This is a genomic window from Streptomyces sp. NPDC086080, from assembly GCF_044540255.1.
GTDB lineage: Bacteria > Actinomycetota > Actinomycetes > Streptomycetales > Streptomycetaceae > Streptomyces.
In genome coordinates this window covers 147,059-169,936 of sequence record NZ_JBITRU010000002.1, presented here as the reverse complement: position 1 = coordinate 169,936, position 22,878 = coordinate 147,059, and the positions used below count along the sequence as shown (strand labels likewise).

Annotated in this window: 25 protein-coding genes; 13 read left to right on the top strand and 12 right to left on the bottom strand. The window is 70.3% G+C overall.

Annotated features, from left to right (window positions below):
* Nucleotides 1-4 precede the first annotated feature (4 nt).
* From ACIF9R_RS02875 to ACIF9R_RS02865, 3 genes are read right to left on the bottom strand one after another with little or no spacing between them, the layout of a single operon-like run.
* Nucleotides 5-466, bottom strand: coding sequence for a hypothetical protein (locus ACIF9R_RS02875; protein ID WP_399973400.1), 462 nt, complete (start codon nucleotides 464-466; stop codon nucleotides 5-7).
* On the bottom strand, nucleotides 463-999 hold the full coding sequence (locus ACIF9R_RS02870) for an NUDIX domain-containing protein (protein ID WP_399973398.1): 537 nt from the start codon (nucleotides 997-999) through the stop codon (nucleotides 463-465). The genes ACIF9R_RS02875 and ACIF9R_RS02870 overlap by 4 nt, the downstream gene beginning before the upstream one ends.
* A gap of 1 nt (nucleotide 1,000) precedes the next feature.
* A complete protein-coding gene (locus ACIF9R_RS02865) occupies nucleotides 1,001-2,356 on the bottom strand; it encodes a tetratricopeptide repeat protein (protein WP_399973395.1) in 1,356 nt (451 codons plus the stop codon).
* Between the two features lie 223 nt (nucleotides 2,357-2,579).
* On the opposite strand from ACIF9R_RS02865, the gene ACIF9R_RS02860 reads away from it, so the two are divergent.
* The 5 genes from ACIF9R_RS02860 (at nucleotide 2,580) to ACIF9R_RS02840 (ending at nucleotide 7,146) form a co-directional block, all read left to right on the top strand.
* Entirely contained in the window at nucleotides 2,580-3,329 is a 750-nt protein-coding gene (locus tag ACIF9R_RS02860) for a hypothetical protein (RefSeq protein WP_399973392.1), read from the top strand.
* A 79-nt stretch (nucleotides 3,330-3,408) separates the two neighbouring features.
* Complete coding sequence (locus ACIF9R_RS02855; RefSeq protein WP_399973390.1) at nucleotides 3,409-4,320, top strand: aminoglycoside phosphotransferase family protein; 912 nt, start codon at nucleotides 3,409-3,411, stop codon at nucleotides 4,318-4,320.
* Nucleotide 4,321: 1 nt separating this feature from the next.
* A complete protein-coding gene (locus ACIF9R_RS02850) occupies nucleotides 4,322-5,014 on the top strand; it encodes a methyltransferase domain-containing protein (protein WP_399973387.1) in 693 nt (230 codons plus the stop codon).
* Between the two features lie 34 nt (nucleotides 5,015-5,048).
* Nucleotides 5,049-5,594 (top strand): HAD domain-containing protein, encoded by a 546-nt coding sequence (locus tag ACIF9R_RS02845; RefSeq protein ID WP_399973385.1) that lies wholly within the window; start codon nucleotides 5,049-5,051, stop codon nucleotides 5,592-5,594.
* A 250-nt stretch (nucleotides 5,595-5,844) separates the two neighbouring features.
* The gene (locus ACIF9R_RS02840; protein ID WP_399973382.1) at nucleotides 5,845-7,146 is read left to right on the top strand and encodes a hypothetical protein; all 1,302 of its coding nucleotides are present in this window, start codon (nucleotides 5,845-5,847) and stop codon (nucleotides 7,144-7,146) included.
* A gap of 128 nt (nucleotides 7,147-7,274) precedes the next feature.
* Here the strand turns inward: ACIF9R_RS02840 and ACIF9R_RS02835 are convergent, their stop codons facing one another.
* The 3 genes from ACIF9R_RS02835 to ACIF9R_RS02825 form a co-directional block, all read right to left on the bottom strand.
* The gene (locus ACIF9R_RS02835) at nucleotides 7,275-7,529 is read right to left on the bottom strand and encodes a Txe/YoeB family addiction module toxin (protein WP_399973380.1); all 255 of its coding nucleotides are present in this window, start codon (nucleotides 7,527-7,529) and stop codon (nucleotides 7,275-7,277) included.
* Nucleotides 7,526-7,810 carry a type II toxin-antitoxin system Phd/YefM family antitoxin gene (locus ACIF9R_RS02830; protein ID WP_399973378.1) on the bottom strand — a complete coding sequence of 95 codons (285 nt, stop codon included), beginning with the start codon at nucleotides 7,808-7,810 and terminating at the stop codon, nucleotides 7,526-7,528. Before ACIF9R_RS02830 ends, ACIF9R_RS02835 begins: the two co-directional genes overlap by 4 nt.
* Before the next feature lie 186 nt (nucleotides 7,811-7,996).
* A complete protein-coding gene (locus ACIF9R_RS02825; protein ID WP_399973375.1) occupies nucleotides 7,997-10,186 on the bottom strand; it encodes a DEAD/DEAH box helicase in 2,190 nt (729 codons plus the stop codon).
* Nucleotides 10,187-10,332: 146 nt separating this feature from the next.
* Between ACIF9R_RS02825 and ACIF9R_RS02820 the strand changes: the two genes are divergently transcribed.
* Entirely contained in the window at nucleotides 10,333-10,584 is a 252-nt protein-coding gene (locus ACIF9R_RS02820; protein WP_399973372.1) for a hypothetical protein, read from the top strand.
* On the top strand, nucleotides 10,584-10,976 hold the full coding sequence (locus tag ACIF9R_RS02815) for a DNA-binding protein (protein WP_399973369.1): 393 nt from the start codon (nucleotides 10,584-10,586) through the stop codon (nucleotides 10,974-10,976). The genes ACIF9R_RS02820 and ACIF9R_RS02815 overlap by 1 nt, the downstream gene beginning before the upstream one ends.
* A gap of 86 nt (nucleotides 10,977-11,062) precedes the next feature.
* Here ACIF9R_RS02815 and ychF read toward each other — a convergent pair whose 3' ends face one another.
* The gene (gene ychF, locus ACIF9R_RS02810) at nucleotides 11,063-12,151 is read right to left on the bottom strand and encodes a redox-regulated ATPase YchF (RefSeq protein WP_399973366.1); all 1,089 of its coding nucleotides are present in this window, start codon (nucleotides 12,149-12,151) and stop codon (nucleotides 11,063-11,065) included.
* A gap of 181 nt (nucleotides 12,152-12,332) precedes the next feature.
* Between ychF and ACIF9R_RS02805 the strand changes: the two genes are divergently transcribed.
* Nucleotides 12,333-12,986, top strand: coding sequence for a DUF6542 domain-containing protein (locus ACIF9R_RS02805; protein ID WP_399973363.1), 654 nt, complete (start codon nucleotides 12,333-12,335; stop codon nucleotides 12,984-12,986).
* Between the two features lie 117 nt (nucleotides 12,987-13,103).
* Here ACIF9R_RS02805 and ppgK read toward each other — a convergent pair whose 3' ends face one another.
* Nucleotides 13,104-13,850 (bottom strand): polyphosphate--glucose phosphotransferase, encoded by a 747-nt coding sequence (gene ppgK, locus ACIF9R_RS02800; RefSeq protein WP_399973360.1) that lies wholly within the window; start codon nucleotides 13,848-13,850, stop codon nucleotides 13,104-13,106.
* Between the two features lie 71 nt (nucleotides 13,851-13,921).
* Nucleotides 13,922-14,947 (bottom strand): 4-hydroxy-3-methylbut-2-enyl diphosphate reductase, encoded by a 1,026-nt coding sequence (locus ACIF9R_RS02795; protein WP_399973357.1) that lies wholly within the window; start codon nucleotides 14,945-14,947, stop codon nucleotides 13,922-13,924.
* Between the two features lie 66 nt (nucleotides 14,948-15,013).
* Between ACIF9R_RS02795 and xseA the strand changes: the two genes are divergently transcribed.
* The 3 genes from xseA (at nucleotide 15,014) to ACIF9R_RS02780 (ending at nucleotide 17,239) form a co-directional block, all read left to right on the top strand.
* Entirely contained in the window at nucleotides 15,014-16,222 is a 1,209-nt protein-coding gene (gene xseA / locus ACIF9R_RS02790) for an exodeoxyribonuclease VII large subunit (protein ID WP_399973355.1), read from the top strand.
* 10 nt (nucleotides 16,223-16,232) lie between these two features.
* Nucleotides 16,233-16,493, top strand: a complete 261-nt coding sequence (locus ACIF9R_RS02785; RefSeq protein WP_399973353.1) for an exodeoxyribonuclease VII small subunit — start codon at nucleotides 16,233-16,235, stop codon at nucleotides 16,491-16,493.
* A 155-nt stretch (nucleotides 16,494-16,648) separates the two neighbouring features.
* On the top strand, nucleotides 16,649-17,239 hold the full coding sequence (locus ACIF9R_RS02780) for a malonic semialdehyde reductase (RefSeq protein ID WP_399973350.1): 591 nt from the start codon (nucleotides 16,649-16,651) through the stop codon (nucleotides 17,237-17,239).
* Between the two features lie 154 nt (nucleotides 17,240-17,393).
* On the opposite strand, the gene ACIF9R_RS02775 is transcribed toward ACIF9R_RS02780, so the two are convergent.
* Complete coding sequence (locus tag ACIF9R_RS02775; RefSeq protein ID WP_399973347.1) at nucleotides 17,394-17,918, bottom strand: DUF4245 domain-containing protein; 525 nt, start codon at nucleotides 17,916-17,918, stop codon at nucleotides 17,394-17,396.
* A gap of 126 nt (nucleotides 17,919-18,044) precedes the next feature.
* Here ACIF9R_RS02775 and glpX point away from each other — a divergent pair, with 126 nt between their 5' ends.
* Nucleotides 18,045-19,079 carry a class II fructose-bisphosphatase gene (gene glpX / locus ACIF9R_RS02770; protein ID WP_399973345.1) on the top strand — a complete coding sequence of 345 codons (1,035 nt, stop codon included), beginning with the start codon at nucleotides 18,045-18,047 and terminating at the stop codon, nucleotides 19,077-19,079.
* A gap of 474 nt (nucleotides 19,080-19,553) precedes the next feature.
* Here glpX and ACIF9R_RS02765 read toward each other — a convergent pair whose 3' ends face one another.
* Both ACIF9R_RS02765 and ACIF9R_RS02760 read right to left on the bottom strand, forming a co-directional pair.
* Entirely contained in the window at nucleotides 19,554-19,928 is a 375-nt protein-coding gene (locus ACIF9R_RS02765) for a WhiB family transcriptional regulator (protein WP_399973343.1), read from the bottom strand.
* A 110-nt stretch (nucleotides 19,929-20,038) separates the two neighbouring features.
* Nucleotides 20,039-20,728, bottom strand: a complete 690-nt coding sequence (locus ACIF9R_RS02760) for a DUF1707 domain-containing protein (RefSeq protein WP_399973341.1) — start codon at nucleotides 20,726-20,728, stop codon at nucleotides 20,039-20,041.
* Between the two features lie 155 nt (nucleotides 20,729-20,883).
* Between ACIF9R_RS02760 and ACIF9R_RS02755 the strand changes: the two genes are divergently transcribed.
* Nucleotides 20,884-22,554, top strand: a complete 1,671-nt coding sequence (locus ACIF9R_RS02755; RefSeq protein ID WP_399973338.1) for a fumarate hydratase — start codon at nucleotides 20,884-20,886, stop codon at nucleotides 22,552-22,554.
* Nucleotides 22,555-22,878 lie beyond the last annotated feature (324 nt).

Here is a 22,878-nt window from a genome sequence, read left to right as displayed (position 1 = left end):
GACGTCAGTGCCGGGCGATGACCTGTCGCAGGTCCGTGCCCAGGAGGTCCTCCAACGCCTGGATGCTGGCTGGTGGTAGTGGCAGCTCGCATTCTGGGTCTGTGGTGACGAGGCTGTACCTGGCGAAACCCACAGCCTCGACGTAGTCGAGGGCGTTCAAGTCCGTCTGGGCAGAGCAACAGGGCATCGTCACGGCAAGCGCGTCGAAATAGCCGTCCGGCAGGGCTGCCGTGTCCATCGCGTCGCCCCACCAGTCTTCGATGTCGGAGCCGCATACGGGGCACCGGACACCACACCAGTTCTCCCCGGGATCAATGAAGGCTGTGCCTGGGATGTCCCAGACGTCGTAACCGCCCAACGCCTCAGGAACCAGTTGTCGTAGCCGGGCTTGCGCAGCCTCGCTCGCAGCGGGCGCAGGCGAAAAGTGCGGGTCCTTGGGTATGAGGTGGAGCAGCGTGATGCTCACGCTGCCGACCAGCCGTCCAGCGAGACCTCCGAGCCGTCATTCAGGTAATGGTGGAGGGCGCTGGCGGTGGTGTCGACGAAGGCTTCGGGGATGGCGTTGGCGTCGACCCAGCAGACCTGCGAGTGCTTGCGGGGTTCGCGGTTCTCGGGTTCGCCGGTCCATTCGTGGGCGGCGAAGACGACCGTGAGGAAGCCGTTGGGGGCTTCGACGCCCCAGGCGCCGTGGATGATGTGGGCAACCTTGAGGGACTCGGGCTTCACGGTGAGGCCGGTCTCCTCGTAGAGCTCGCGGACCGCGGTCTCCGTGATGGGCTCGCCTGGTTCGCTCTTGCCGACGGGGAGGTCCCACAGGCCCTGAGCGAACTTGGCGTTCTCGCTGCGCTGGAGGAGGACGACGCGGTTGGTGGTCTTGTCGTGGACGATCACGGCAGCGACCAGCAGGGTCATGGATTCCAGGGCCGGCTTGAGGGCCTTCGGCTGGTCGTCGGTCTGCTGGGCCACGGTGTTCCCTTCGTCGGGCGAGTTGTTGGGCATGTTAGGCGAGGGCCTCGCGAGCGCGGCGGGCTAGATCGGCGGCGCCGGGTACCTTGCGCCTCTGGTAGACCGCGAGGGTGGAGCGGATCGAGGTGATCGCCTTGCGGGTGCGGTCGGAGGTCATGCCTTCCAAGAGGGCCAGGGCCTGGGTCCAGGCGGCGACGGCTTCGTCGGCGCGGGCCTGGGCGGCGAGGCTGTCGCCGAGGTCGGCGTGGGTGAGGGCGTGGACGCGCTTGTACTTCTCGGGGTCCCAGCGGGTGAGGGCGTCTCGGTGCTGCTGCTCGGTGCCGATGTGGTCGGCGAGGTCGGTCAGGGTGCGGGCGGTGTGGCTGGCCACGGTGCCGGCGGCGGGGCCGCTCACGCGGGAGTAGCTGGGCTGAGGGCCGTCGTCTCGTAGGAGGGCGTCCTCGGCGGCGAGCAGGGCGCGCGCGGCCTGGGGGTTCTCGTTCACGGCGGCGTAGGCGCGGGCGTGGGTGATGTGGAGGAGAGCCTCGGTCTGACCGTCGACGTGGCCGAGACCCGTGCGGAGGGCGCCTTCGACGAGGTCTACGCAGTGGTGGGGCTGCTTGAGGCTCAGGGCCTGGTGGGCGAGGGCGCGCATCATCCAGGCGGCGTGGCCGTAGGGGTCGGCTTCGCAGGCGAGCTTGTAGCCGACCTGGTAGTAGCGCTGGGCGGCCCCTTCCTGGCCGAGGTCGTGGTGCTTCCACCCTGCGAGGTAGGCGAGTTCGGCGACGGCGCCGAAGGCTGCCCGGCGTAAGGCTTCATTGGGGAAACGTCCGCGCAGCATGGGGGCGGCTGTGTCGGCGAGGTACGCGGTGACGGTGGTCAGTCCGTGCCCGCCGCCGAGGCGCTCGTCGGCGGCGCTGAAGGCCGCCGTGATCTGCCGTACGACGTCCACGTCCTCTGCCCCGACCACGGACGTGCCGGTGCGGGCGCGGAGCATGCGGGCAGTGGCTTCGTGGTCGTATCCGAGCGGCATGGCGACGCCGGCGGTGGTGAAGGCCGCGATGGCGAGGAAGCGGCGGCGCTCGACGTCGGCGCGGCCCAGGTCGGTGGCGGCGAGGACAGGGTCGGATTCCGCCGGCGCTTCGTCATCGCCGGCCTGGAGGCCGATCTCGGTCTGGGTGACCGTGCGCCCCGCTCGGCGGGACAGCGCCTCGGTCAGGTACTGACCTACCCGGCCCGACGGGGCGCGGGTGCCGTTCACCCAGTGCGAGATGGCCGACTTGTTGGTCTGGAGGATCTCGCCGTTCTCGGCCGCGATGCGCCGCACGTCTCTGGCGAGGGCCTCGTAGGTGCAGTCGACCGCCGCGATGACGTCGCGCAGACGGGAGTTGGGTTCTCTCGGCGCCGCCACGATCGCCTCCACTCCGGAGCTGTAAACCGCGTATACCGCTTCAACTGCCTTCCACCGTACCCACTGAGCGTGACCACCGGTTCACTTATCAGCAGCCGCCCGGAACGGCACGACCGTGATCCAGGCTCCCCCTTGGTCCGGGCGGCACCCCGAAGTTCCGTACGCCCACACCGGGCTCGGGCATTCCTGTGCCCGAACCCGGCCAATCAGAGACGGAGACACGGTGACCACCATCGACACCACGGCCATCACGGTCGAGCTGCCCGAGGCGTTCGACCCGCGCTGGAGCCGCCTGCCCGGCATCCAGGTCGACGGCCGGCGCATCACGATCGACCCGGCCGAGTACTTCTTCCGCTTCGAGTCGAACACCTGGCTCGTCGCCGACTGGGAGCTGGTCAAGTCCCAGCTCCTGGAGGTGGACGAGACGACCGAGAGCACGGTCGAGCAGCTCGCGCTCGACTTCATCAAGCAGCACAGCGAGTCCACCTCCGACGCCGCCCGCGTCGTGGCCACCGCGTACGAGGTGTACGCCTACATCTTCCGCGACGAGCACCTGGCCGGCCTCGGCCTGCCGCAGATCACCGCCGAGCACCTGCGGATGCTGCGCGAGGCAGCCACGTTCATGGCGCTCAACAAGGTCGAGCTCGACGGGCACATCTCCAACGTCGGCCCGTGCTGGTTCTTCCCCGCCGCCACCTCCGTCGTCTTCGACCTCGACGACGAGATGGGCGGGATGCTCGACGAGGTCTACCACGGCGGCTGGTTCAACGAGCACCGCCGGATCGAGTCCATCAAGGCCCACGCCGCGCTCGGCGGCCGGCTCGTGCACGGCTGCCAGTCCGTGCCGGACCAGTCCGGCGGCGTGGTCGCGCCCTACGGTGCCTCGATGGCGAACTTCCGCGACGACCTCGCCGCGTTCAAGGCGGGCTGGATCGAGCAGGTCTACGCCCACCGCGTGAACCCCGCCGCGTAACCCCACCCGATCAGGCTCCGGGGCGGGCCGGCACCCCTCGCCCGCCCCGGACGCCACCACCCATCCCCGGAGCCCTCCCGTGACCACGAACCCCAGCGCCGAACTCCTCGACAACCTGCTCACCGCGACCGGCCGGACCACCGCCGCACGGAAGGAGGTACGCGTGTGGTCCATGTCCGGCGTCGAACGCGTGGCCTTCCCCGACGGCTCCACGGCCATCTTCAAGTACGCCAAGAAGCCCTTCGACAGCGAGGACCAGGCCCTCCGCCTGGCCGACACCCTCGGCGTACCAGTCCCCCAGGTCCACGCCTCCGCCGTCCTGGAGGGCTGGCTCGGCATGCTCATGGAGGACCTCGGACCGTCCGTCCGCGAGGCCGACGACCTCGACGGCGCCGCCGCGGCCGTGATCCTGCACGGCACCCGCACGGCTCCGCCCTTGCCCGTCCTCGACCAGGACCGGCTGCGGACGCTCCCGGCAAGGGCGCTGGAGCACCTCGAACGGCTGCGCAAGGCCGACCGGTGGCAGGATGCCGACGATGTCGAGGATGCGCTCGACCGTATCGCTCAGGCCGCCGAGGCTCGCTCGGCCGGAGCGACGCTGGAGCCGTTCGGCTGGGTGCACTCCGAGTTCCACCCCACCAGCCTCCACATCGGCGAGCGTGGCTGGCGGCTGCTCGATTTCGCCCGCGCCTTCACCGGCCCCGGCCTGCTCGACCTCGCCAGCTGGCACGGCACCATCGAGCCCCCACACCCCGTCCGTCTGCGCGTCTTCCTGGAGCAGTACGTCACCGCCGGCGGCACCCCCGACGCCCTCGCCCCGCGCGGCGGGCTCACCGCCGAGAACTGGGCCCTGGGCTGGCACCGCATGTGGGCCGTCGAGTGGTTCATGGAGCAGTCCATCCGCTGGATCAACGACCCGGCCACCGACCCCGCCTACACCAAGGCCGTCCGCCGCCACCTCACCGACGTCCTCCACCTCCTGGAGATCTGACGTGCTCGCCCAGGCATCCCCCTGGCACGCCCACGCCCTCCAGCGCACCGCCGCCGGACTCGCCGAACCTCTGGCCGTACCCGCCCGGATGGAATGGACGACGAGACCCGGCCAAGGTCCCGGCGCCGACGCCCTCGGCCCCGACCTGCGCGGCAAGCGACTCCTGGAACTCGGCTGCGGCCCCGGCCACAACGCCGCCCATCTCGCCACCCGCCATGGCGCCCGTGTCACCGGCGTCGACCTGGTCGGCCTCCAGGTCCGCCGCGCCCGCTCCCACTACGGACGGCTGAACAGCCTCACCTTCGTCGCCGGCCACGCCCTGCACTACCTGCACGCCTCCGACGAGCAGTTCGACGCGATCTACTCCGTCTTCGGCGCCGTCGGCCTCGTCGCCCCCGAGCTCCTGTTGCCGGCCGTGGCCCAGCGCCTCACGCCCGGCCGGGTGCTCGTCTTCTCTGTCCCTCACCCGCAGCGCGGCGGCCGAAGCCCCTCGGGCGCCGACCGACCTCGTCGCGACCACGTCACTCTTCCCGATCGCACCCGCCTACCCATCGCCCGCTGGGAGTTCTCCACGGACCGGTGGGAGAAGCACCTCAGCCAGGCGGGCTTCTGGCTCACCTCAGCCCAGGAGTTCCACGACCCCCGCATGGGCCACTGGCCCACCACCCTGCTGATCCGCGCCCGCAAGCTCTGACAGCCACCCGCCCGGCTTCCCCCCGGAGGAACCGATGCGCCCGCCCTACCTGCTTCTCGACATCGACGGCGTCCTCATACCCTTCCCCGACGAGCACGGCTCGACCCCGGCCACGCACGCCCGCCACGACGTCGTCCCCGCCGGCCGCAGCACCAACAACCCGGTCACCGTCTGGCTCAACCCCGACCACGGCCGCCTGCTCATGGACGTCATCCGTACCGGCTTGGTCACTCCGGCCTGGTGCACCAGCTGGCGGCAGGACGCCACCACCCTCATCGGGCCCCTTCTCGACCTCCCGGCCCTGCCGTACGTCGATCTCCCGCGTCCGCAGATCACCACCAGCCACCCCAACGGCTACCTGTGGAAGCGTGACCACGTCGACGCCTGGCTGGGCGACGCCCCCGCCATCTGGATCGACGACGACTTCACCGGCCTCGACCATGGATGGGCGGCGGAGCGCACTGCGAAGGGAACGTCGACCCTCCTCATTCAGCCCGACCCACACCACGGGCTGCAGCCCGGGCACCTGACCGGGCTCACGACGTGGGTCTCGCAGTTACCCACAGCCCGCGCCGCCTGACGCCCTGATGCCCTCGCTGCCACGAGCAGAGAGGGCATCAGAGTGTTGCTCGAGCGTGAGCCGCCTGCGGTCTGTGGCACGTATCGGCGGCGCTGATGTCGGAGTCGGCTGGAACACTGCGGTCGTGATCAACGAGATGACCCCAGACCTTTCTGGTGCTCCCGCCAGCTCCCTGCCACCCAGAGCACAGGCAGAGCTCGCTGGCACCGCCTGGGAAGAGTTGCCGCACGTCTGTACGGGCCGGCACGGTGTGCCTGACACACCGGACATCCTCGGCGCTGTGCTCGCCGCCGACCCGGCCCGCCGGGTACGGGCGGTAGGCGATCTGTATCGGCTGCTCCTCAATCAGGAGCAGGTGTTTCCGGCGACCGCTCCGGCAGCCTTGGTCCTGGCCGGTCTTCTCGACGATCCGCGCACCCTCGCCGAAGACCGGTGGGAGCGCAGGGCCGGTCGGCGGTCGCTTCGCGCCGAACTGCTGAACTGGCTGGCTTCGTTCGCCGACATCGCCCGCCTGGACGTCGAGGGCGGCGTCGGCACGGCGCAGAATCTGGCCGCCGCCCGAACGGCAAGGCCAACACTCCACGACCGCATCGCGGACTTCTGCGACGCCGACGATCCACTGGTGAAGGAGGCCGCGCTCGCGGCCACCGCCCTGCTCCTGACCGACCCCGCCCTCGCCTCGTCCGTACCCCGGCACGCGCCCGCCGTTCGCGAGGTCCTTGCCGTGAGCGCGGACTCGTACTACCGGTGGATCGCCCGAGAACGGCTGGCTGCCTGGGGGGAGGATGTCACTGGTCTCGTCACTGCGGAGAAGGAGCGCCGCGCGGCCCTGGACCGGGCAGGCAAGTTGGCGGAGGACCCGTTCGGCGGCCAGGAGCAGGAGCAGGCGATCCGCTGGCTGGAAGATCAACCCGAGGACACCGCTACTCCGGAACGACTCGGCCGCCGGCGTGAGGACCGGACCGCTCCCATGCCGGCTGCCCTGCACGAGCCAGCACCCGAGCCGCCCGTGGCCGCCCCTGGAAGCGAGGCGGGGTACCGCGGCCCGTGGCGGATCGCCCGGGAGGAGGAGCGCGCCGAGTGGACGTTCACGCCGTACGTAGGAGTCGGCCCCCTGCACTTCGGGATGACCTTGGAGGAGATCACCCGCGTCCTCGGCGAAGGACCGGCCGTCTCGTCCTACTCCCACCACGGCGAAGACCAGCCGCCCGACCGCGCCGACTTCGCCGAGACCGGGATCAGAGCCCTCTTCCGGGACGGCCGCCTGGGATGTGTCGCCGTGGACGCCCTTACCGGCCCCCAGGTGAGACTGGACGCAGCCCCGCTGACCGGCTGCGCGCCTTCCCACGTGGAGGACTGGCTCGTCCACCGCACAACACGGCTCGGCAGCCTGGCGTACAGCGTCGCTGGCGATCCGGTCCTCGCCGACCTCGGCCTGGCGATCCGCTCCCAGCGGGCCGGTGACATCGTCCTGACCCGCCCCCTCTTCCTGCTCCACGACTGGCTCGACCTGTGGCACGCACTGCCCAGCGAGGAGTGGAACTGCTCGTGAAGCGTTGTTCGCCGGTCGGCCTCACCTGAGTGCGAGGCCGACCGGAGCGACATCTCGTCCACTCGAGCGATATGGGGGGCCGTCCGCGTGATCGCCGGAACGGCGGTGCCGCCTCACCGTCCCAGCGGTCAGTAGTGGTAACGAGCCGCGAGGATGACGATCTCTTTGTCCGTCACCAGGTAGACGAGGCGGTGCTCGTCGTCGATCCGCCGCGACCAGGCCCCGGGCAAGTGATACTCCAGCGGCTCGGGCTTGCCGATCCCCGTGAAGGGGTCCCTCTTGACGTCCTCGATGAGCTTGTTGATCCGAGCAAGCATCTTGCGGTCGTTCTTGAGCCAGGACGTGTAGTCCTCCCAACCCTGCTCCTCGAAAACGAGCCTCACGCAGCACCCTCACGTGCCGCATCCGGCGAGTCGGGGTCGATCAGCTCTCGCTCCGACACGCCGATGTTGGCCAGGGCGTTCTCGTACGCCTTGAGCAGTCGGCGAGCGTTCGCCGGAGAGCGCAGGAGGTACGAGCCTTCGCGCAGCGCTGCATAATCCTCGGCCGAGACGAGCACGGCATTACCGTGCTTGGAGACGATCTCGATGGCCTCGTGGTTGTCGTTGACCTTCTTGATCAGCGGAAAGAGAGACTTGCGGGCTTCGCTCGCAGTGATGGACATGACCTGCCCCTTTCCGATGGTGGTACGGAATAACGTACCACTCGGCCCGCTCACGGGGGGAGCAAACCCCTGCCGAAGGATCAGATCCCAGCGCTGCCCAGCACGGAAAACAGCAAGGGCCGACCCCCGGCAGGCCTGGGGCCGGCCCTTGCCACCTCAGCACTTGGCGTGGCTCCCGACGGCCACTCACGGTCGTCCCGACGACTGGCTGAGCCTCTCGCCCGTCATCCCCAAACGCGCCTGTTCCTCCTCGACGATCCGGCGTGCCAGCTCGGTGTCCGACACGTCGACCGCGTCCGGGGTGGCTTCCGCCATGGCGCTGCGTCGGGCATAGGCATCGAACAGGCGCGTCTTGGTTTCCAGCATCTTCACCATGCGTTCGTCCACACCTCCCGTGGCGAGGAGACGGTGCACGCGAACCGGCCTGACCTGGCCCATACGGTGAGCCCGGGCCACCGCCTGATGCTCGATGGTCGGCTTGATCTGGGGTTCGCAGATGACCACGACGGAGGCAGCCTGCATATTGAGGCCGACGCCCGCGGCCTGGATCTGCCCCAGGAGCACCGCCGGGCCCTGGACACCGGCGAAGTCGTCGACGGTCTCCTGGCGACGCTGGGCCGGGACGCCACCGGTCAGCGGACCGAACACCGGAGTGGCCCTGCCGGTTCCGGCCGCGAGGGCCTCCTTCACCACGGCCAGTACGTCCTTGAAGGTGGAGAAGACCACCGTCTTCTGCCCGTTCTCGCCGGCCTCCTGAACGATCTCCCGGAGCCGCTCCAGCTTGGCCGACTTCTCGGGGCGCATGTACGCGGCCCTGCGCATGGCCATGAAGTTGCCCGCGCGCACGGCTTCGCGGTACGCCTCCTCGTCCGAAGCGCTCAGCTCCTCCCACTCGTCGGTCTGCTGGAGGCTCGGGAGTTCCGTCAGCACGTCCTCCTGGTTGCGCCGCAGGTAGACCGGGGCCACAGCCTTGCGGAAGGCGACCGATCCGGCCAATGCGTCCCGTTCACCGAGGGAGTCCGCGACGTCGCCGTCGAGCATCCGGACCAAGTTGCGGAACTCCACGACCCTGTTCTCCATCGGGGTTCCGGTCATGAAAAGGGTGCGCTCGCAACGCTCCACCCACAGGCCGACCGCTTGGGACCGCTTGGCCTTCGGGTTCTTCACGGAGTGCGCCTCATCGACCACCAGCAACCCGACCTCCCCGCCGCCCGGTGCCGGAAAGCCGCGCAGTGCGTCGAACGTGGTCACCCCGACGCCGCCCCGCCCCTTCCAGTCGGCGAACGCGTCATGCCGGTCGGGACCGTGGAGCACCATGACGCGCAGGGCGCTGCGGGCCTCGATCTCCCGTGTCCAGTTCACGAGGACGCTCGCCGGACAGACGACCATGTGGTGACTCCGCCCCTCGGCGGCCAGGTGGGCGAGGACGGCGATCGCCTGGATGGTCTTCCCGAGGCCCATCTCGTCGCCGAGTATCACCTTGCGCTGCGCAAGCGCGAACCGTGCGCCGAACGCCTGGTAGCCGCGCAGTGAGACCCGTCGGTGCGTGTCGTCGAGATGCTGGGTCCGTACCCGCTCCGCAATCCCGTCCGGCAGAAAGCCCTCTGCGGCAGCCGCGTCCGGCAGCCGCCCGGAGATCTCCGCGAGCAGGCTGTAGTACTCGGCGGAGCGGAGTTCGAAGTCCACCCAGGCCGCGACGTCGGACGAGACCCCCCGGAGCAGGTCCACCGACGCCTGGGCGAGCAGCTCCGACAGCCCGGCCTGCTCCGCCTCGTCCACCAGCGACCGGATCTCGGCGACCGCCGCCCACGCACGGGCCTTCTTCTCCCGGCCGGCCAGCAGCATCCGGACCCTTCCGGCGGCGGGCCTCGCGTCGGCCAGCAACGGACCGAGCCGTTCCACCAGGACGGTCGCCTTGTCGACCGCACGCCGAGCGTCCGGGCCGGCCTCCACCAGGACGTGCAGGGCCATGACGAGCGCGGTGGTGCTCGGTTCCGGCCGGTCCACGTCGATGTGGACGGCCACGGTCTCGTGCACGGCCTCGGAGAGCCGGCGGGCGGCGGCGAGCATCTGGTCGACGGTGCGCTGCCCGACACCGGGAATCTGCCGCAGCCGGTAGGGGCCCGCTTCGAGAACACTGCCCAGGGTGCGCAGTCCGCTCTTCTCGACGCTCCCCAGCCGCAGCCGCCCTTCGGTGACGTCCTGCAGCCGGGCGACGGGAATGGCGTCGAGCTCCCGCTTCACCGCCGCATCGTGGATCGGCTTCAGCGCCGCCCGTACCGCCTCCACCGCCCTTCCGTGGTCACCGACCACGGCCTGCGCCGCCTCACACAGTCGCGCTCCCCTCGCGACCGTGTCCCGCTCACCACGCCCCACGCTCCCCGCCCTTCTCCGCCCCTGCCCGGCATCTTCCCACCGCCCGCACCGGGCCTCGACCGGCGTTCGCCACTCCGTGCGGATCTACGGAGCCCGGGGCAGTCCTTCACCCTTCCAGGCTTACGACCGCCGGCAGGATCGGCACCATGAGCGGTAGCAGGAAGTATTCGATCAGCCTGCCCGAGGATCTCGCCGAGGCCGTACGCGCCCATGTCGGGCCCGGCGGTTTCTCCGCCTACGTCGCCGAGGCTCTCGAACAGCGGGTCGCCATGGACAAGCTGCGGGAGATCGTCGCCAACTTCGAGACCGACAACGAAGCTCTCACCCGCGAGGAGGTCGAGGCCGCCCGGGCGCTGCTGCGCCACGACCACCGGCAGGCCGGCGGGGCGGCCGTCTGATGCCCGGCACCCTCCTGCTCGACAGCGAAGGACTCTCGAAGCTCTACCGCAAGGACCGCACCGTCGTGGCCATGGTCCAGGCGGCGTCGGAGGAGGGCGTCCGCGTCGCCACCAGCGCCATGACCACGCTTGAGGCCGACTACGAGCGCATCCATCAGGCCCGCATCAAGTGGGTCCTCTCCCGCGTCGACGTTCACCACGTCACCAAGGAGATCACCGACCAGGCTGCCGTCCTCCTTCGCACCCATCACCTTCACGGCCACACGTACGCCATCGATGCCGCTCTCGCCGCCATCGCCCGCAACGCACCCCAGCCGGTCACCGTCCTCACCTCCGACCCCGAGGACCTGACACTCCTGTGCGGCCTCTCCGTGGAGGTCGTCAAGGTCTGAGACCCATTTGATCGAGGACCCACTGCGGACAGACACCTGTGCCCGACCCACCAACAGGCGAGTCGGGCACAGGAAGTGACATGACGTCAGACGTTGAAGCGGAACTCCACCACGTCGCCGTCCTGCATGACGTAGTCCTTGCCCTCCATGCGGGCCTTGCCCTTGGCGCGGGCCTCGGGGACCGAGCCGGTTTCGACGAGGTCGGCGAAGGAGATGACCTCGGCCTTGATGAAGCCCTTCTGGAAGTCGGTGTGGATGACACCGGCGGCCTCGGGGGCGGTGGCGCCCTTCTTGATGGTCCAGGCGCGGGCTTCCTTGGGGCCGGCCGTCAGGTAGGTCTGCAGGCCGAGGGTGCGGAAGCCGACGTGGGCGAGGGTGGCGAGGCCGGGCTCCTCCTGGCCGACGGACTGGAGGAGTTCAAGGGCCTCGTCCTCGTCCAGCTCGGCGAGGTCCGCCTCCAGCTTGGCGTTGAGGAAGATCGCCTCGGCGGGGGCGACCAGGGCGCGCTGCTCGTTCTTGAAGTCCTCGTCGGTCAGCTCTTCCTCGTCCACGTTGAAGACGTAGAGGAAGGGCTTCGTGGTGAGGAGGTGCAGGTCGTGGAGGAGTTCCGCGCGCTCGGTGCCCTGGACGATGCCCTCCGCGAAGAGGGTGTCGCCCTTCTCCAGGATCTCCTTGGCCTCCTCGACGGCCTTGACCTTGGGGGCGATGTCCTTCTTGATCCGCGACTCCTTCTGGAGGCGGGGCAGGACCTTCTCGATGGTCTGGAGGTCGGCGAGGATCAGCTCGGTGTTGATCGTCTCGATGTCGTCCTTCGGCGAGACCTTGCCGTCGACGTGCACGACGTTCTCGTCCTTGAAGGCGCGGATGACCTGGCAGATCGCGTCGGACTCGCGGATGTTCGCCAGGAACTTGTTGCCCAGGCCCTCGCCCTCCGAGGCGCCCCGGACGATGCCCGCGATGTCGACGAAGTCGACGGTGGCCGGGAGGATGCGCTGGGAGCCGAAGATCTCCGCCAGCTGGGTGAGGCGGGGGTCGGGGACGCCGACCACACCGACGTTCGGCTCGATCGTGGCGAACGGGTAATTGGCCGCGAGCACGTCGTTCTTGGTCAGGGCGTTGAACAGGGTCGACTTGCCGACATTCGGCAGACCGACGATTCCGATCGTGAGCGACACGTTGCGACTTCCCGTACGTGAGGATGAGGGGCGAGGGCCGGCCCTGCGGGGCAGTGGGCCGATCCACAAGTCTACGGCGTGCCCGCCCCCGTCCCGCCGAGGTGTCGAACACCTGGCCAAGCTCCGGCTCCCGGCGTGTCTACCGAACCATTCGGCACATAAAACGACCTAAGTTGGTCCAGTGGAGCAACACAGGACGCGACCCACGCAGCACGGACCGCGACGCGACCCGGCGCACGGCCCGCCCAGGCCGGCCGGACCGTCCCGGTCGGGCAAGCCGCCGGTGCCTTCGCAGGCGGGGCGGACGGCGGGCGGCGGGGTCGCACGGTCCGCACGGGCGGCCGGCCCCGCGCGGGCGCCGCAACGGCGGCCCGCTGCCGCGCCCGCGGCCCGGCGGCTGCCCGGCCCGCGGCTCACCGGACTGGGCGGCGGTCTGTTCTGCGGGCTGCTGATGCTCGCGCTCGGGCTGCTGACCGAGGCACTGTTCGGGGCCTCCCAGACGGTGTACGGCGTGCTGTTCCTGCCGGTGTGCGTGCTGACCGCGCTGTGGGTGCGCGAGGGGGATCTGCTCATCGCGCCCGTGGTCCTGCCGATCGCCTTCGCCCTGGGGCTGGTCCCGGTCGCCGACGGCGGCGGCGGGGGCACCGGCGACCGGCTGATGGGCATGGTGACCGGCCTCGCCACCCAGGCGGGGTGGCTCTACGGCGGGACGCTGGTCGCGGGTGTGATCGTGCTCTCGCGCAGGGTGCGCCGGGTGCGCAGCGCGCGCAAGGCGCGCAGGGTGCGTGAGCCCCGTCAGGCGCGCCCGGTGCGCCCGGTGCGCCAGGCACAGTGACCCCTGGGGCGGTCGGCGCCTCGTGCGGGCGGACCCCGCCCGTCCCGGGGCCGGCCCGCCGCCCGTCGTCGGACCAACCCGTCCGTCGTCGGACCGGCCCGTCGCCCCGGCGCCCGGCTACACGCCCGTCGCCGCCCGCATCGCCGCTCCCACGATGCCCGCATTGTTCTGCAGCTGGGCCGGGACGATCTCCGCCTTGATGCCCTGGATGTGGTGCAGGAACTTGTCCGACTTGCGGCTGACGCCGCCGCCGATGATGAACAGCTCGGGCGAGAACAGCATCTCCACGTGGGCCAGGTACTTCTGCACCCGCTGCGCCCACTGCTCCCACGACAGGTCGTGGTCCTCCCTGGCCTTGCTGGAGGCCCGCTTCTCCGCGTCGTGGCCGTGCAGCTCCAGATGGCCGAGCTCGCTGTTGGGGACGAGCACGCCGTCCACGAACACGGCGCTGCCGATACCGGTGCCGAAGGTCAGCAGGATGACCGTGCCGGTGCGGTGACGTCCGGCGCCGAAGTGCATCTCGGCGACGCCCGCCGCGTCCGCGTCGTTCACCACCGTCACCGGCAGGCCGCCCAGGCGGTCGCCGAGCAGCACGCGCGCGTCGGTGTCGACCCAGCTCTTGTCGACGTTGGCGGCCGAGCGGATCGTGGTGCCGCCGGTGACCACTCCGGGGAAGGTGATGCCGACCGGGCCGGTCCAGCCGAAGTGGTCGACGACCTGCTTCACGCCGTCGGCCACCGCGTCCGGCGTGGCCGGCTGCGGGGTGAGGACCTTGCAGCGCTCCTGCGCCAGGCCCCCCTTGTCCAGGTCCACCGGGGCACCCTTGATCCCGGAACCACCGATGTCCACGCCGAAGATCTGCATGCCCCTACGTTACGACGTACGACGGACAGTCACGCCGGTCGCCCTCCGTGACCGCCACCGTCGCACCACCGTCACTTCACGGAATCCGCACCGGCCCCCGTGCCGCCGCGCTCCGCCGCCAGAGCGGCGGCCTCGTCGCGCAGATCGCGGCGGAGCTCCTTCGGCAGGGAGAAGATGATCGACTCCTCGGCCGCCTTGACGATCTCGACGTCCTCGAAGCCGCGGCCCGACAGCCACTCGAGGACCTGCTCGACCAGGATCTCCGGCACCGAGGCGCCCGAGGTGACACCGACCGTGGACACGCCCTCCAGCCAGGCCTCGTCGATCTCGTCGGCGAAGTCCACCAGATACGCCGCGCGGGCACCGGCCAGCTTGGCGACCTCCACGAGGCGCTTGGAGTTGGAGGAGTTGCGCGAGCCGACCACGATCACCAGGTCCGCCTCGGCGCCCATCTGCTTGACCGCGAGCTGACGGTTCTGCGTGGCGTAGCAGATGTCGTCGCTGGGCGGGGAGATCAGCTGGGGGAACTTCTCCTTGAGGGCGTCGACGGTCTCCATGGTCTCGTCGACCGAGAGGGTGGTCTGGGAGAGCCAGACCACCTTGGACGGATCGCGGACCTCGACCTTCGCCACATCACCCGGCCCGTCGACGAGCTGGATGTGGTCGGGGGCCTCGCCGGAGGTCCCGATGACCTCCTCGTGGCCCTCGTGACCGATCAGGAGGATGTCGTAGTCGTCGTTCGCGAAGCGGACGGCTTCCTTGTGAACCTTGGTGACCAGCGGGCACGTGGCGTCAATGGTGGCGAGCCGGCCGCGCTCGGCCTCCTCGTGGACGACGGGGGCGACGCCGTGCGCGGAGAACATCACGATGTTGCCCGGGGGGACCTCCTCCGTCCGTTCGACGAAGATCGCGCCCTTCTTCTCCAGGGTCTGCACGACGTATTTGTTGTGCACGATCTCGTGCCGGACGTAGACGGGGGCCCCGTACTGCTCCAGGGCCTTCTCGACGGCGATCACGGCGCGGTCCACACCCGCGCAGTAGCCACGGGGGGCGGCGAGCAGGACACGGCGGCCAGACGAAGCGGTCATGCGTCCCATCGTAAGGGCCCTGTCCGGGAGGTCCGGTCACGGTGCGTTGTCAGTGGGGCGCACTACTCTCACGGCATGGCTGTCAACACGTCTGCGGAAGCTCCCATCCCGGTCGGGGAGGTGTCGCGGCTCATCGGGGGGTGGATCGACCGGCTCGGCGCGGTGTGGGTCGAGGGGCAGATCACCCAGCTGTCGCGGCGGCCGGGAGCGGGGGTGGTGTTCCTGACGCTGCGCGATCCGTCGCACGACATCTCCGTGGGGGTGACCTGCTACCGGCAGGTGTTCGACGCGGTCGCGGACGTCGTGAGCGAGGGCGCGCGGGTGGTGGTGCACTGCAAGCCGGAGTGGTACGCGCCGCGCGGGCAGCTGTCGCTGCGCGCCGCCGAGATCCGGCCGGTGGGGGTCGGGGAGCTGCTGGCGCGGCTGGAGCAGCTGAAGAGGACCCTCGCGCGGGAGGGACTCTTCGCGCCGGAGCGCAAGCAACGGCTGCCGTTCCTGCCGCAGCTGATCGGGCTGGTGTGCGGGCGGGCTTCGGCGGCCGAGCGGGATGTGCTGGAGAACGCGCGGCACCGCTGGCCGGCCGTGCGGTTCGAGGTGCGCAATGTGCCCGTGCAGGGGGTGCACGCGGTGCCGCAGGTCGTCCAGGCCGTGAAGGAGCTGGACGCGGCCGACGGCGTGGACGTGATCATCGTCGCGCGGGGTGGCGGCAGTGTGGAGGACCTGTTGCCGTTCTCCGACGAGCAGTTGGTGCGGGCGGTGGCGGCGTGCCGTACGCCGGTCGTCTCGGCGATCGGGCACGAGCCGGACAGTCCGCTGCTCGACCTCGTCGCCGACCTGCGCGCCTCCACTCCCACCGACGCCGCCAAGAAGGTGGTGCCGGACGTGGGTGAGGAGTACGAGCGGGTACGGATGCTGAGCGACCGCGCGCGCCGCTGTGTGCGGGCGCTGCTGGACCGGGAGGAGCGCGGGCTGGCCCATGCGCTGGCCCGGCCCTCGCTCCAGGATCCGCACCGGATGATCGACGCCCGGGCCGAGGAGGTCACGGCGCTGCTGGAGCGGGGGCGGCGCTCGCTGCGGCACCAGCTGGACCGGGCGGACTCGGAGCTGACGCACACGCACGCGCGCGTGGTGGCGCTGTCCCCCGCCGCGACGCTGAAGCGGGGGTACGCGGTGCTCCAGCGGGCGGACGGGCACGCGGTGCGCGCTCCGGGCGAGGTGGAGGCCGGTGAGGCGTTGCGGGCGCGGGTGTCCGAGGGCGAGTTCACCGTCACAGTCGATGCGTAGGGTGGGGCAAATGACCAGCAAGACGGAGACCGAACAGAAGGCGGCGGCGGCCGAGGCGCTCGGCTACGAGCAGGCACGGGACGAGCTGATCGAGGTCGTACGGCGACTGGAGGCGGGCGGTACGTCGCTGGAGGAGTCCCTGGCCCTCTGGGAGCGGGGCGAGGAGCTGGCCAAGGTGTGCCGCCGCCGACTGGAGGGGGCGCGGGCCCGGCTGGACGCGGCGCTCGCGGAGGAGGCCGGGACGAAGGGCGAGGGCGAAGGGGAGGACTGACGTCGAGGCCCGGCCCGGGCCCGATCCGTGAAGTGGATCACTGCACTCCGGGTTTAGTTGAATATTGAACCTCACGGGCGTACCGTCGCCGTCAACAGATCCATGGTCTCTACACGGACACCTGGACCGACGTACCCCCTCAAAAAGGTTCCCGCATGTCTCTCGTTCTCGACTCCGCCGCCCAGGACCTGCTCTTCCGCGAGGCGCGCACCGCCAACGCGTTCACCGACGAGCCGGTGACCGACGAGCAGGTACGGGCGATCTACGACCTGGTCAAGTACGGCCCCACCTCCATGAACCAGTCGCCCCTGCGCGTCACGCTGGTCCGCTCCCCCGAGGCCCGCGAGCGTCTCGTCCGGCACATGTCCGAGGGCAACCGGCCGAAGACGGCGGCGGCCCCGCTGGTCGCGATCCTCTCCGCGGACAACGAGTTCCACGAGGAGCTGCCGCACCTCTTCCCGCACTTCCCGCAGGCCAAGGACGCCGTCTTCGCCGAGCGCCCGGTACGGGAGTCCTCCGCCGCGCTGAACGCCGCCCTCCAGGCCGCTTACTTCATCATCGGCGTCCGCGCCGCCGGACTGGCCGCCGGACCGATGACCGGCCTCGACTTCGAGGGCGTCCGCAAGGAGTTCCTGGACGGCGACCACACCCCGCTGATGGTCGTCAACATCGGCCGACCCGGCCCCGACGCCTGGTTCGCGCGCGGTCCGCGTCTGGAGTTCGAGCAGGTCGTCACCACGGTCTGACGCCGCTGTCCGACGCCGCTGTCCGACGTCACGTGCGGGGAACGGCGCGCACCGTGGCACGCCGCACACCGGCCAAGGGGCGGGGCTTCAGGGGATCAGCCGATCCCCTGAAGCCCCGCCCCTTCACGTCTCCACGTCCGCCGGAGCTCCGCGCTCACTCGGTGCGCAGCGCCTGAGCCATCTCCGTCAGCTGCCCGAACGACCCCGTGCCCGTCACCAGGGTGGTGGAACCTTCGGTGCCCTCCAGGACCAGCGCGTCGTAGTGGTCGCCCTCGTAGCGCGTCCACGTCGCGCCGTCGATCCGCTGCGTGGTGTCGGTCTTCGTGGCGCCCTGCGTCTTGTCCTCGATGAACGCCGACCGCTTACCCGCGGACTGCTCGACCGCCACGTACTCCCCGTCGGGGGCGTGGAAACCGAGGTGCCAGGCGTCGGCCTCGGCACTCTGATAGCGGACGGAGGTGGGCTTCCACTCCTCCGGCAGACCCTCGGGGGCGGCCAGGGGGTAGGAGGCCGCCCGGCGGGCCGTGAGCAGGTCGACCCGGTAGTCGACCCGCTTGCTCTCGTAATCGCCGTCCTCGTGCGGGATGAACAGCCAGACCACTCCCGCGACGAACACGATGACGACCAGGGAAAGAATCATGTCCCGGGCCGTCTTCTGCATGCTGTTCGTTCCTGCCACGCCCCCCATCGTCGCAGGTACCCGGAGCGCTCATCCGTGGGGGCCCCTGCTCATTCTGTCTGTCTGACGATAGAGTCACGCCCATACCCTCAATCCGGCCGTCGTCGTACAGAAAGGTGCGCACCGATGACCGAACACCATCATTTGCCGTCCGAGCTCGATGTCCCCTCCGAGGCCCCCGACCGCAACCTCGCACTGGAGCTCGTCCGGGTCACCGAGGCAGCGGCGATGGCCGCGGGCCGCTGGGTGGGGCGCGGCGACAAGAACGGCGCCGACGGTGCCGCGGTACGCGCCATGCGCACCCTCGTCTCCACCGTCTCGATGAACGGCGTCGTCGTCATCGGCGAGGGCGAGAAGGACGAAGCCCCGATGCTCTACAACGGGGAGCGCGTGGGCGACGGGACCGGCCCCGAGTGCGACATCGCCGTCGACCCGATCGACGGCACGACGCTGACCGCCAAGGGCATGACGAACGCCATCGCCGTGCTGGCCGCCGCGGAGCGCGGCTCGATGTTCGACCCCTCGGCCGTGTTCTACATGGACAAGCTGGTCACCGGCCCGGAGGCCGCCGACTTCGTCGACATCAACGCGCCGGTGAACGTGAACATCCGCCGGGTCGCCAAGGCGAAGCGGGTCACCCCCGAGGACGTCACCGTGGTGATCCTCGACCGGCCGCGGCACGAGGGCATGATCCAGGAGATCCGGGAGACCGGCGCCCGCATCAAGCTGATCTCCGACGGCGACGTGGCCGGCTCGATCCTCGCGCTGCGCGAGGGCACCGGCATCGACCTGCTGCTCGGAGTCGGCGGCACCCCCGAGGGCATCATCTCGGCCTGCGCGGTGAAGTGCCTGGGCGGCACGATCCAGGGCAAGCTGTGGCCGACGGACGAGGAGGAGCGGCAGCGGGCGATCGACGCGGGGCACGACCTGGACCGGGTGCTGACCACGGAGGACCTGGTCACCGGGGACAACGTGTTCTTCGTGGCGACGGGCATCACCGATGGTGAGCTGCTGCGTGGTGTCCGGTACCGGTCGGAGACGGCCACGACCGATTCGATCGTGATGCGGTCGAAGTCCGGGACGGTGCGCAGGATCGACTCCGAGCACCGGCTCAGCAAGCTGCGGGCCTACAGCGCGGTCGACTTCGACCGGGCCAAGTGAGACGGCGCTTGGCCGCGCGGTAAGCCGATGCGGAGGCCTGCGGCGCTTGGGCGGGTGCGGGTGCGTGGGGGCTGGTCGCGCAGTTCCCCGCGCCCCTGGGGGCGCTGCACTGGCCGGCGCCGCCAAGGGGACGGCGCTGCTGAGGACCCGGCGCCGTGAAGGAACCCGGTGGACACAAAGGCGCCCCCTGTGTGGACGGGGCGCCCCCTTCCCGTGGGCGGGTACGGGGGCCTGCGGCGCGGGGGCACGGTGGCTGCGGGTGCGTGGGGGCTGGTCACGCAGTTCCCCGCGCCCCTGGGGGCGCTGCACTGGCCGGCGCCGCCAACGGGACGGCGTCGCGAAAGGGCTGGCGCGGCAAAGGGGCCCGTGCTGTGAAGGGGCCGGCGCGGTGAAAGGGCCGGCGCGGTGAAGGGGCTCTGCGGGCAGGAAGGCGTCCCCTGTGCGGAGGGGGTGCCCTGCTTTTGTGGGTGGGTGTCAGCCCGCTGCGGCTATGCGGCCCTGGCGGGCGGTGTTCGCCAGTTCCATGTCGCGGCGCCTGCGGCGGGCCAGGACCACACGGCGCTCGGCGGCGGTGAGGCCGCCCCAGACGCCGTAGGGCTCGGGCTGGAGCAGGGCGTGCTCACGGCACTCGACCATCACCGGACAGCGGGCGCAGACCCGCTTCGCGGCCGCCTCGCGCGACAGCCGGGCGGCGGTGGGCTCCTTCGACGGTGCGAAGAACAGCCCCGCCTCGTCACGCCGGCACACCGCCTCGGTGTGCCAGGGCGCGTCCTGGTCCCTGTCCCGCGCTGCCGCTCGCTGTGCCGGAACAGCGGCTACCTGCAGGGACGAATGCGGCGGTTGCAGCACGGTCTACTCCTGACGACGGCTTCGCGAGCGAGACACGATGCAGCAAGGCTTACCCGATGTGCGCGCGCCTATGCACTGAGTTCCCGACCGGGCCTCCGCCTGCGCCGTCGTCAGTGGCCGAGATGCCTGCGCAGGCTCTTGTCGACCTTGCGCTGCACCCGGTCGAGGATGTCCGCGACGAGTTTGCCGCGTCTGGCCCGCGCCTCGACGCTGCCCAGCACCGACCAGCCGTCGACGAAGACCACCGGGGCCTCCTCGTCGGCCGAGTCCAGCGTGTCCACCTCGAAGGAGCCGAGCACGCCACCGCCCGTGCCGCGCAGCGACACGTTCTCCGGGACCCTGATCTCGACGCTGCCGAAGACCGCGTACGCCTTGATCATGACCTGCTGGTGGTCGAACAGCGCCTCGCTGAGGTCGATCTCGACGCTGCCGAAGACCGCGTACGCGTGGATGCGGCGGCCGGTCCGCCAGCGGCCCTTGCGGGCGGCGGCGCTGAACACCGCGACCACGTTGTCGTCCGCGTCCACCGGGATCGCGCCGGCGGTGGGGCGGCTGGGCGCGGAGGCCGGGCGCCGCTGGTGGGCTATCGGCAGGTCCCGGACGAACACGTCCAGCTCCCCCACCGTCTTGGCGGCCAGCACGCCCTCGACACGCTCCGCGTGCTCGTCGGCGGTCAGTCGGCCCTCGGCGAGGGCCTCGCGCAGGATGTCGGCGATACGGTCCCGGTCGGCGTCGGAGGCGCGCAGCTCGGCCTTCCGCGGTGCCGTGTCGGGCTGCTGGGCGTGCTTCTGAAGGTCCACGACAGCAGCGTACCCAAACGCGATAGATCGCGACTACCCTCTGGGGCGGACAACTGAGGACAACCTCACAATCTCGCCGCCGACGGCAGGTCCTAGGCTGGTGAGCGCCCGCCGATGGAGGCGGGCGGTCTTCCGTCGAGTGAGGAATGGGCGAGATGCCTGAGTTCGAGTACGCGGATCTGCTCCCCCTGGGAGAGGACACCACCCCCTACCGGCTGGTGACCTCCGAAGGTGTCTCCACCTTCGAGGCCGACGGACGGACCTTCCTCAAGGTGGAGCCGGAGGCGCTGCGCAAGCTCGCCGAGGAGGCCATCCACGACATCCAGCACTATCTGCGCCCCGCGCACCTGGCGCAGTTGCGCCGGATCATCGACGACCCCGAGGCGTCGGGCAACGACAAGTTCGTCGCCCTGGACCTGCTGAAGAACGCCAACATCGCGGCGGCCGGTGTGCTGCCGATGTGCCAGGACACCGGCACGGCGATCGTCATGGGCAAGCGCGGACAGAACGTGCTGACGTCGGGGCGCGACGAGGAGGCCCTGAGCCGGGGCATCTACGACGCCTACCAGAACCTGAACCTGCGGTACTCGCAGATGGCTCCGCTCACCATGTGGGAGGAGAAGAACACCGGGTCCAACCTCCCGGCCCAGATAGAGCTGTACGCGACGGACGGCGACGCGTATAAGTTCCTGTTCATGGCCAAGGGCGGCGGGTCGGCCAACAAGTCGTTCCTGTACCAGGAGACCAAGGCCGTCCTGAACGAAGCCTCCATGATGAAGTTCCTGGAGGAGAAGATCCGTTCGCTGGGCACGGCCGCCTGCCCGCCGTACCACCTGGCGATCGTGGTCGGCGGTACGTCGGCCGAGTACGCGCTGAAGACCGCGAAGTACGCCTCCGCGCACTACCTGGACGAGATCCCCGCCGAGGGCTCCCCGCTCGGGCACGGCTTCCGGGACAAGGAGCTGGAGGAGAAGGTCTTCGAGCTGACGCAGAAGATCGGTATCGGGGCGCAGTTCGGGGGCAAGTACTTCTGCCACGACGTGCGCGTGGTGCGGCTGCCCCGGCACGGGGCGTCGTGCCCGGTCGCGATCGCGGTGTCGTGTTCCGCCGACCGGCAGGCGGTCGCGAAGATCACGGCGGAGGGTGTGTTCCTGGAGCAGCTGGAGACGGATCCGGCGCGGTTCCTGCCGGAGACGACGGACGAACAGCTGGACGAGTCCGGCGACGTCGTACGGATCGATCTCAACCAGCCGATGGATTCGATCCTCGCCGAGCTGACCAAGTACCCGGTCAAGACCCGGCTTTCGCTGACCGGGCCGCTGGTTGTGGCGCGGGACATCGCGCACGCGAAGATCAAGGAGCGGCTGGACGCGGGTGAGGAGATGCCGCAGTACCTGAAGGACCACCCGGTGTACTACGCCGGTCCGGCGAAGACGCCGGAGGGGTACGCGTCGGGGTCGTTCGGTCCGACCACGGCCGGGCGGATGGACAGCTACGTCGAGCAGTTCCAGGCGGCGGGCGGGTCCCGGGTGATGCTGGCGAAGGGGAACCGGAGCAAGCAGGTCACGGACGCGTGCGGCGCGCACGGGGGCTTCTACCTGGGGTCCATCGGCGGGCCCGCGGCCCGGCTCGCCCAGGACTGCATCAAGAAGGTCGAGGTCGTCGAGTACGAGGAGCTCGGGATGGAGGCGGTCTGGAAGATCGAGGTCGAGGACTTCCCGGCGTTCATCGTCGTGGACGACAAGGGCAACGACTTCTTCCAGGATCCTTCGCCGCAGCAGCCAACGTTCACGTCGATTCCGGTGCGAGGGCCCGGTCTGGCGTAGTACCTGACCTGCGGGCTCGGGGCGGCGGGGCGGCGATGTGTGCGTCCCCGCCGCCCCTTCCCTTTCCCGTCCCCCGGGGGCGCTGCCCCCGGACCCCCGCTCCTCAAACGCCGGAGGGGCTGGAGTCAGCCCCTCCGGCGTTTGAGGAGCGGGGTCTGGGGCGGAGCCCCAGGATCGGGACGGGAAGGGGCGGCGGGGGCGAGATCAACCGGCGCCCTATGTCCGCATAGCGGACTTCGTGTGCTGCTTTCGGACAATCTGGGCTCAACCTCGCCTGTTCCGTTGACGGAATCAACCATCACTGTGAGTCTTCTCGGCGCTCCG

Bases quoted from the DNA above. Each gene is read 5' to 3' on its own strand.
- ACIF9R_RS02870 (WP_399973398.1), bottom strand. From the start codon at position 999: ATGCCCAACAACTCGCCCGACGAAGGGAACACCGTGGCCCAGCAGACC.
- ACIF9R_RS02845 (WP_399973385.1), top strand. From the start codon at position 5,049: ATGCGCCCGCCCTACCTGCTTCTCGACATCGACGGCGTCCTCATACCC.
- ACIF9R_RS02830 (WP_399973378.1), bottom strand. From the start codon at position 7,810: ATGTCCATCACTGCGAGCGAAGCCCGCAAGTCTCTCTTTCCGCTGATC.
- ACIF9R_RS02820 (WP_399973372.1), top strand. From the start codon at position 10,333: ATGAGCGGTAGCAGGAAGTATTCGATCAGCCTGCCCGAGGATCTCGCC.
- ACIF9R_RS02815 (WP_399973369.1), top strand. From the start codon at position 10,584: ATGCCCGGCACCCTCCTGCTCGACAGCGAAGGACTCTCGAAGCTCTAC.
- ppgK (WP_399973360.1), bottom strand. From the start codon at position 13,850: ATGCAGATCTTCGGCGTGGACATCGGTGGTTCCGGGATCAAGGGTGCC.
- ACIF9R_RS02795 (WP_399973357.1), bottom strand. From the start codon at position 14,947: ATGGGACGCATGACCGCTTCGTCTGGCCGCCGTGTCCTGCTCGCCGCC.
- xseA (WP_399973355.1), top strand. From the start codon at position 15,014: ATGGCTGTCAACACGTCTGCGGAAGCTCCCATCCCGGTCGGGGAGGTG.
- ACIF9R_RS02785 (WP_399973353.1), top strand. From the start codon at position 16,233: ATGACCAGCAAGACGGAGACCGAACAGAAGGCGGCGGCGGCCGAGGCG.
- ACIF9R_RS02780 (WP_399973350.1), top strand. From the start codon at position 16,649: ATGTCTCTCGTTCTCGACTCCGCCGCCCAGGACCTGCTCTTCCGCGAG.
- glpX (WP_399973345.1), top strand. From the start codon at position 18,045: ATGACCGAACACCATCATTTGCCGTCCGAGCTCGATGTCCCCTCCGAG.
- ACIF9R_RS02755 (WP_399973338.1), top strand. From the start codon at position 20,884: ATGCCTGAGTTCGAGTACGCGGATCTGCTCCCCCTGGGAGAGGACACC.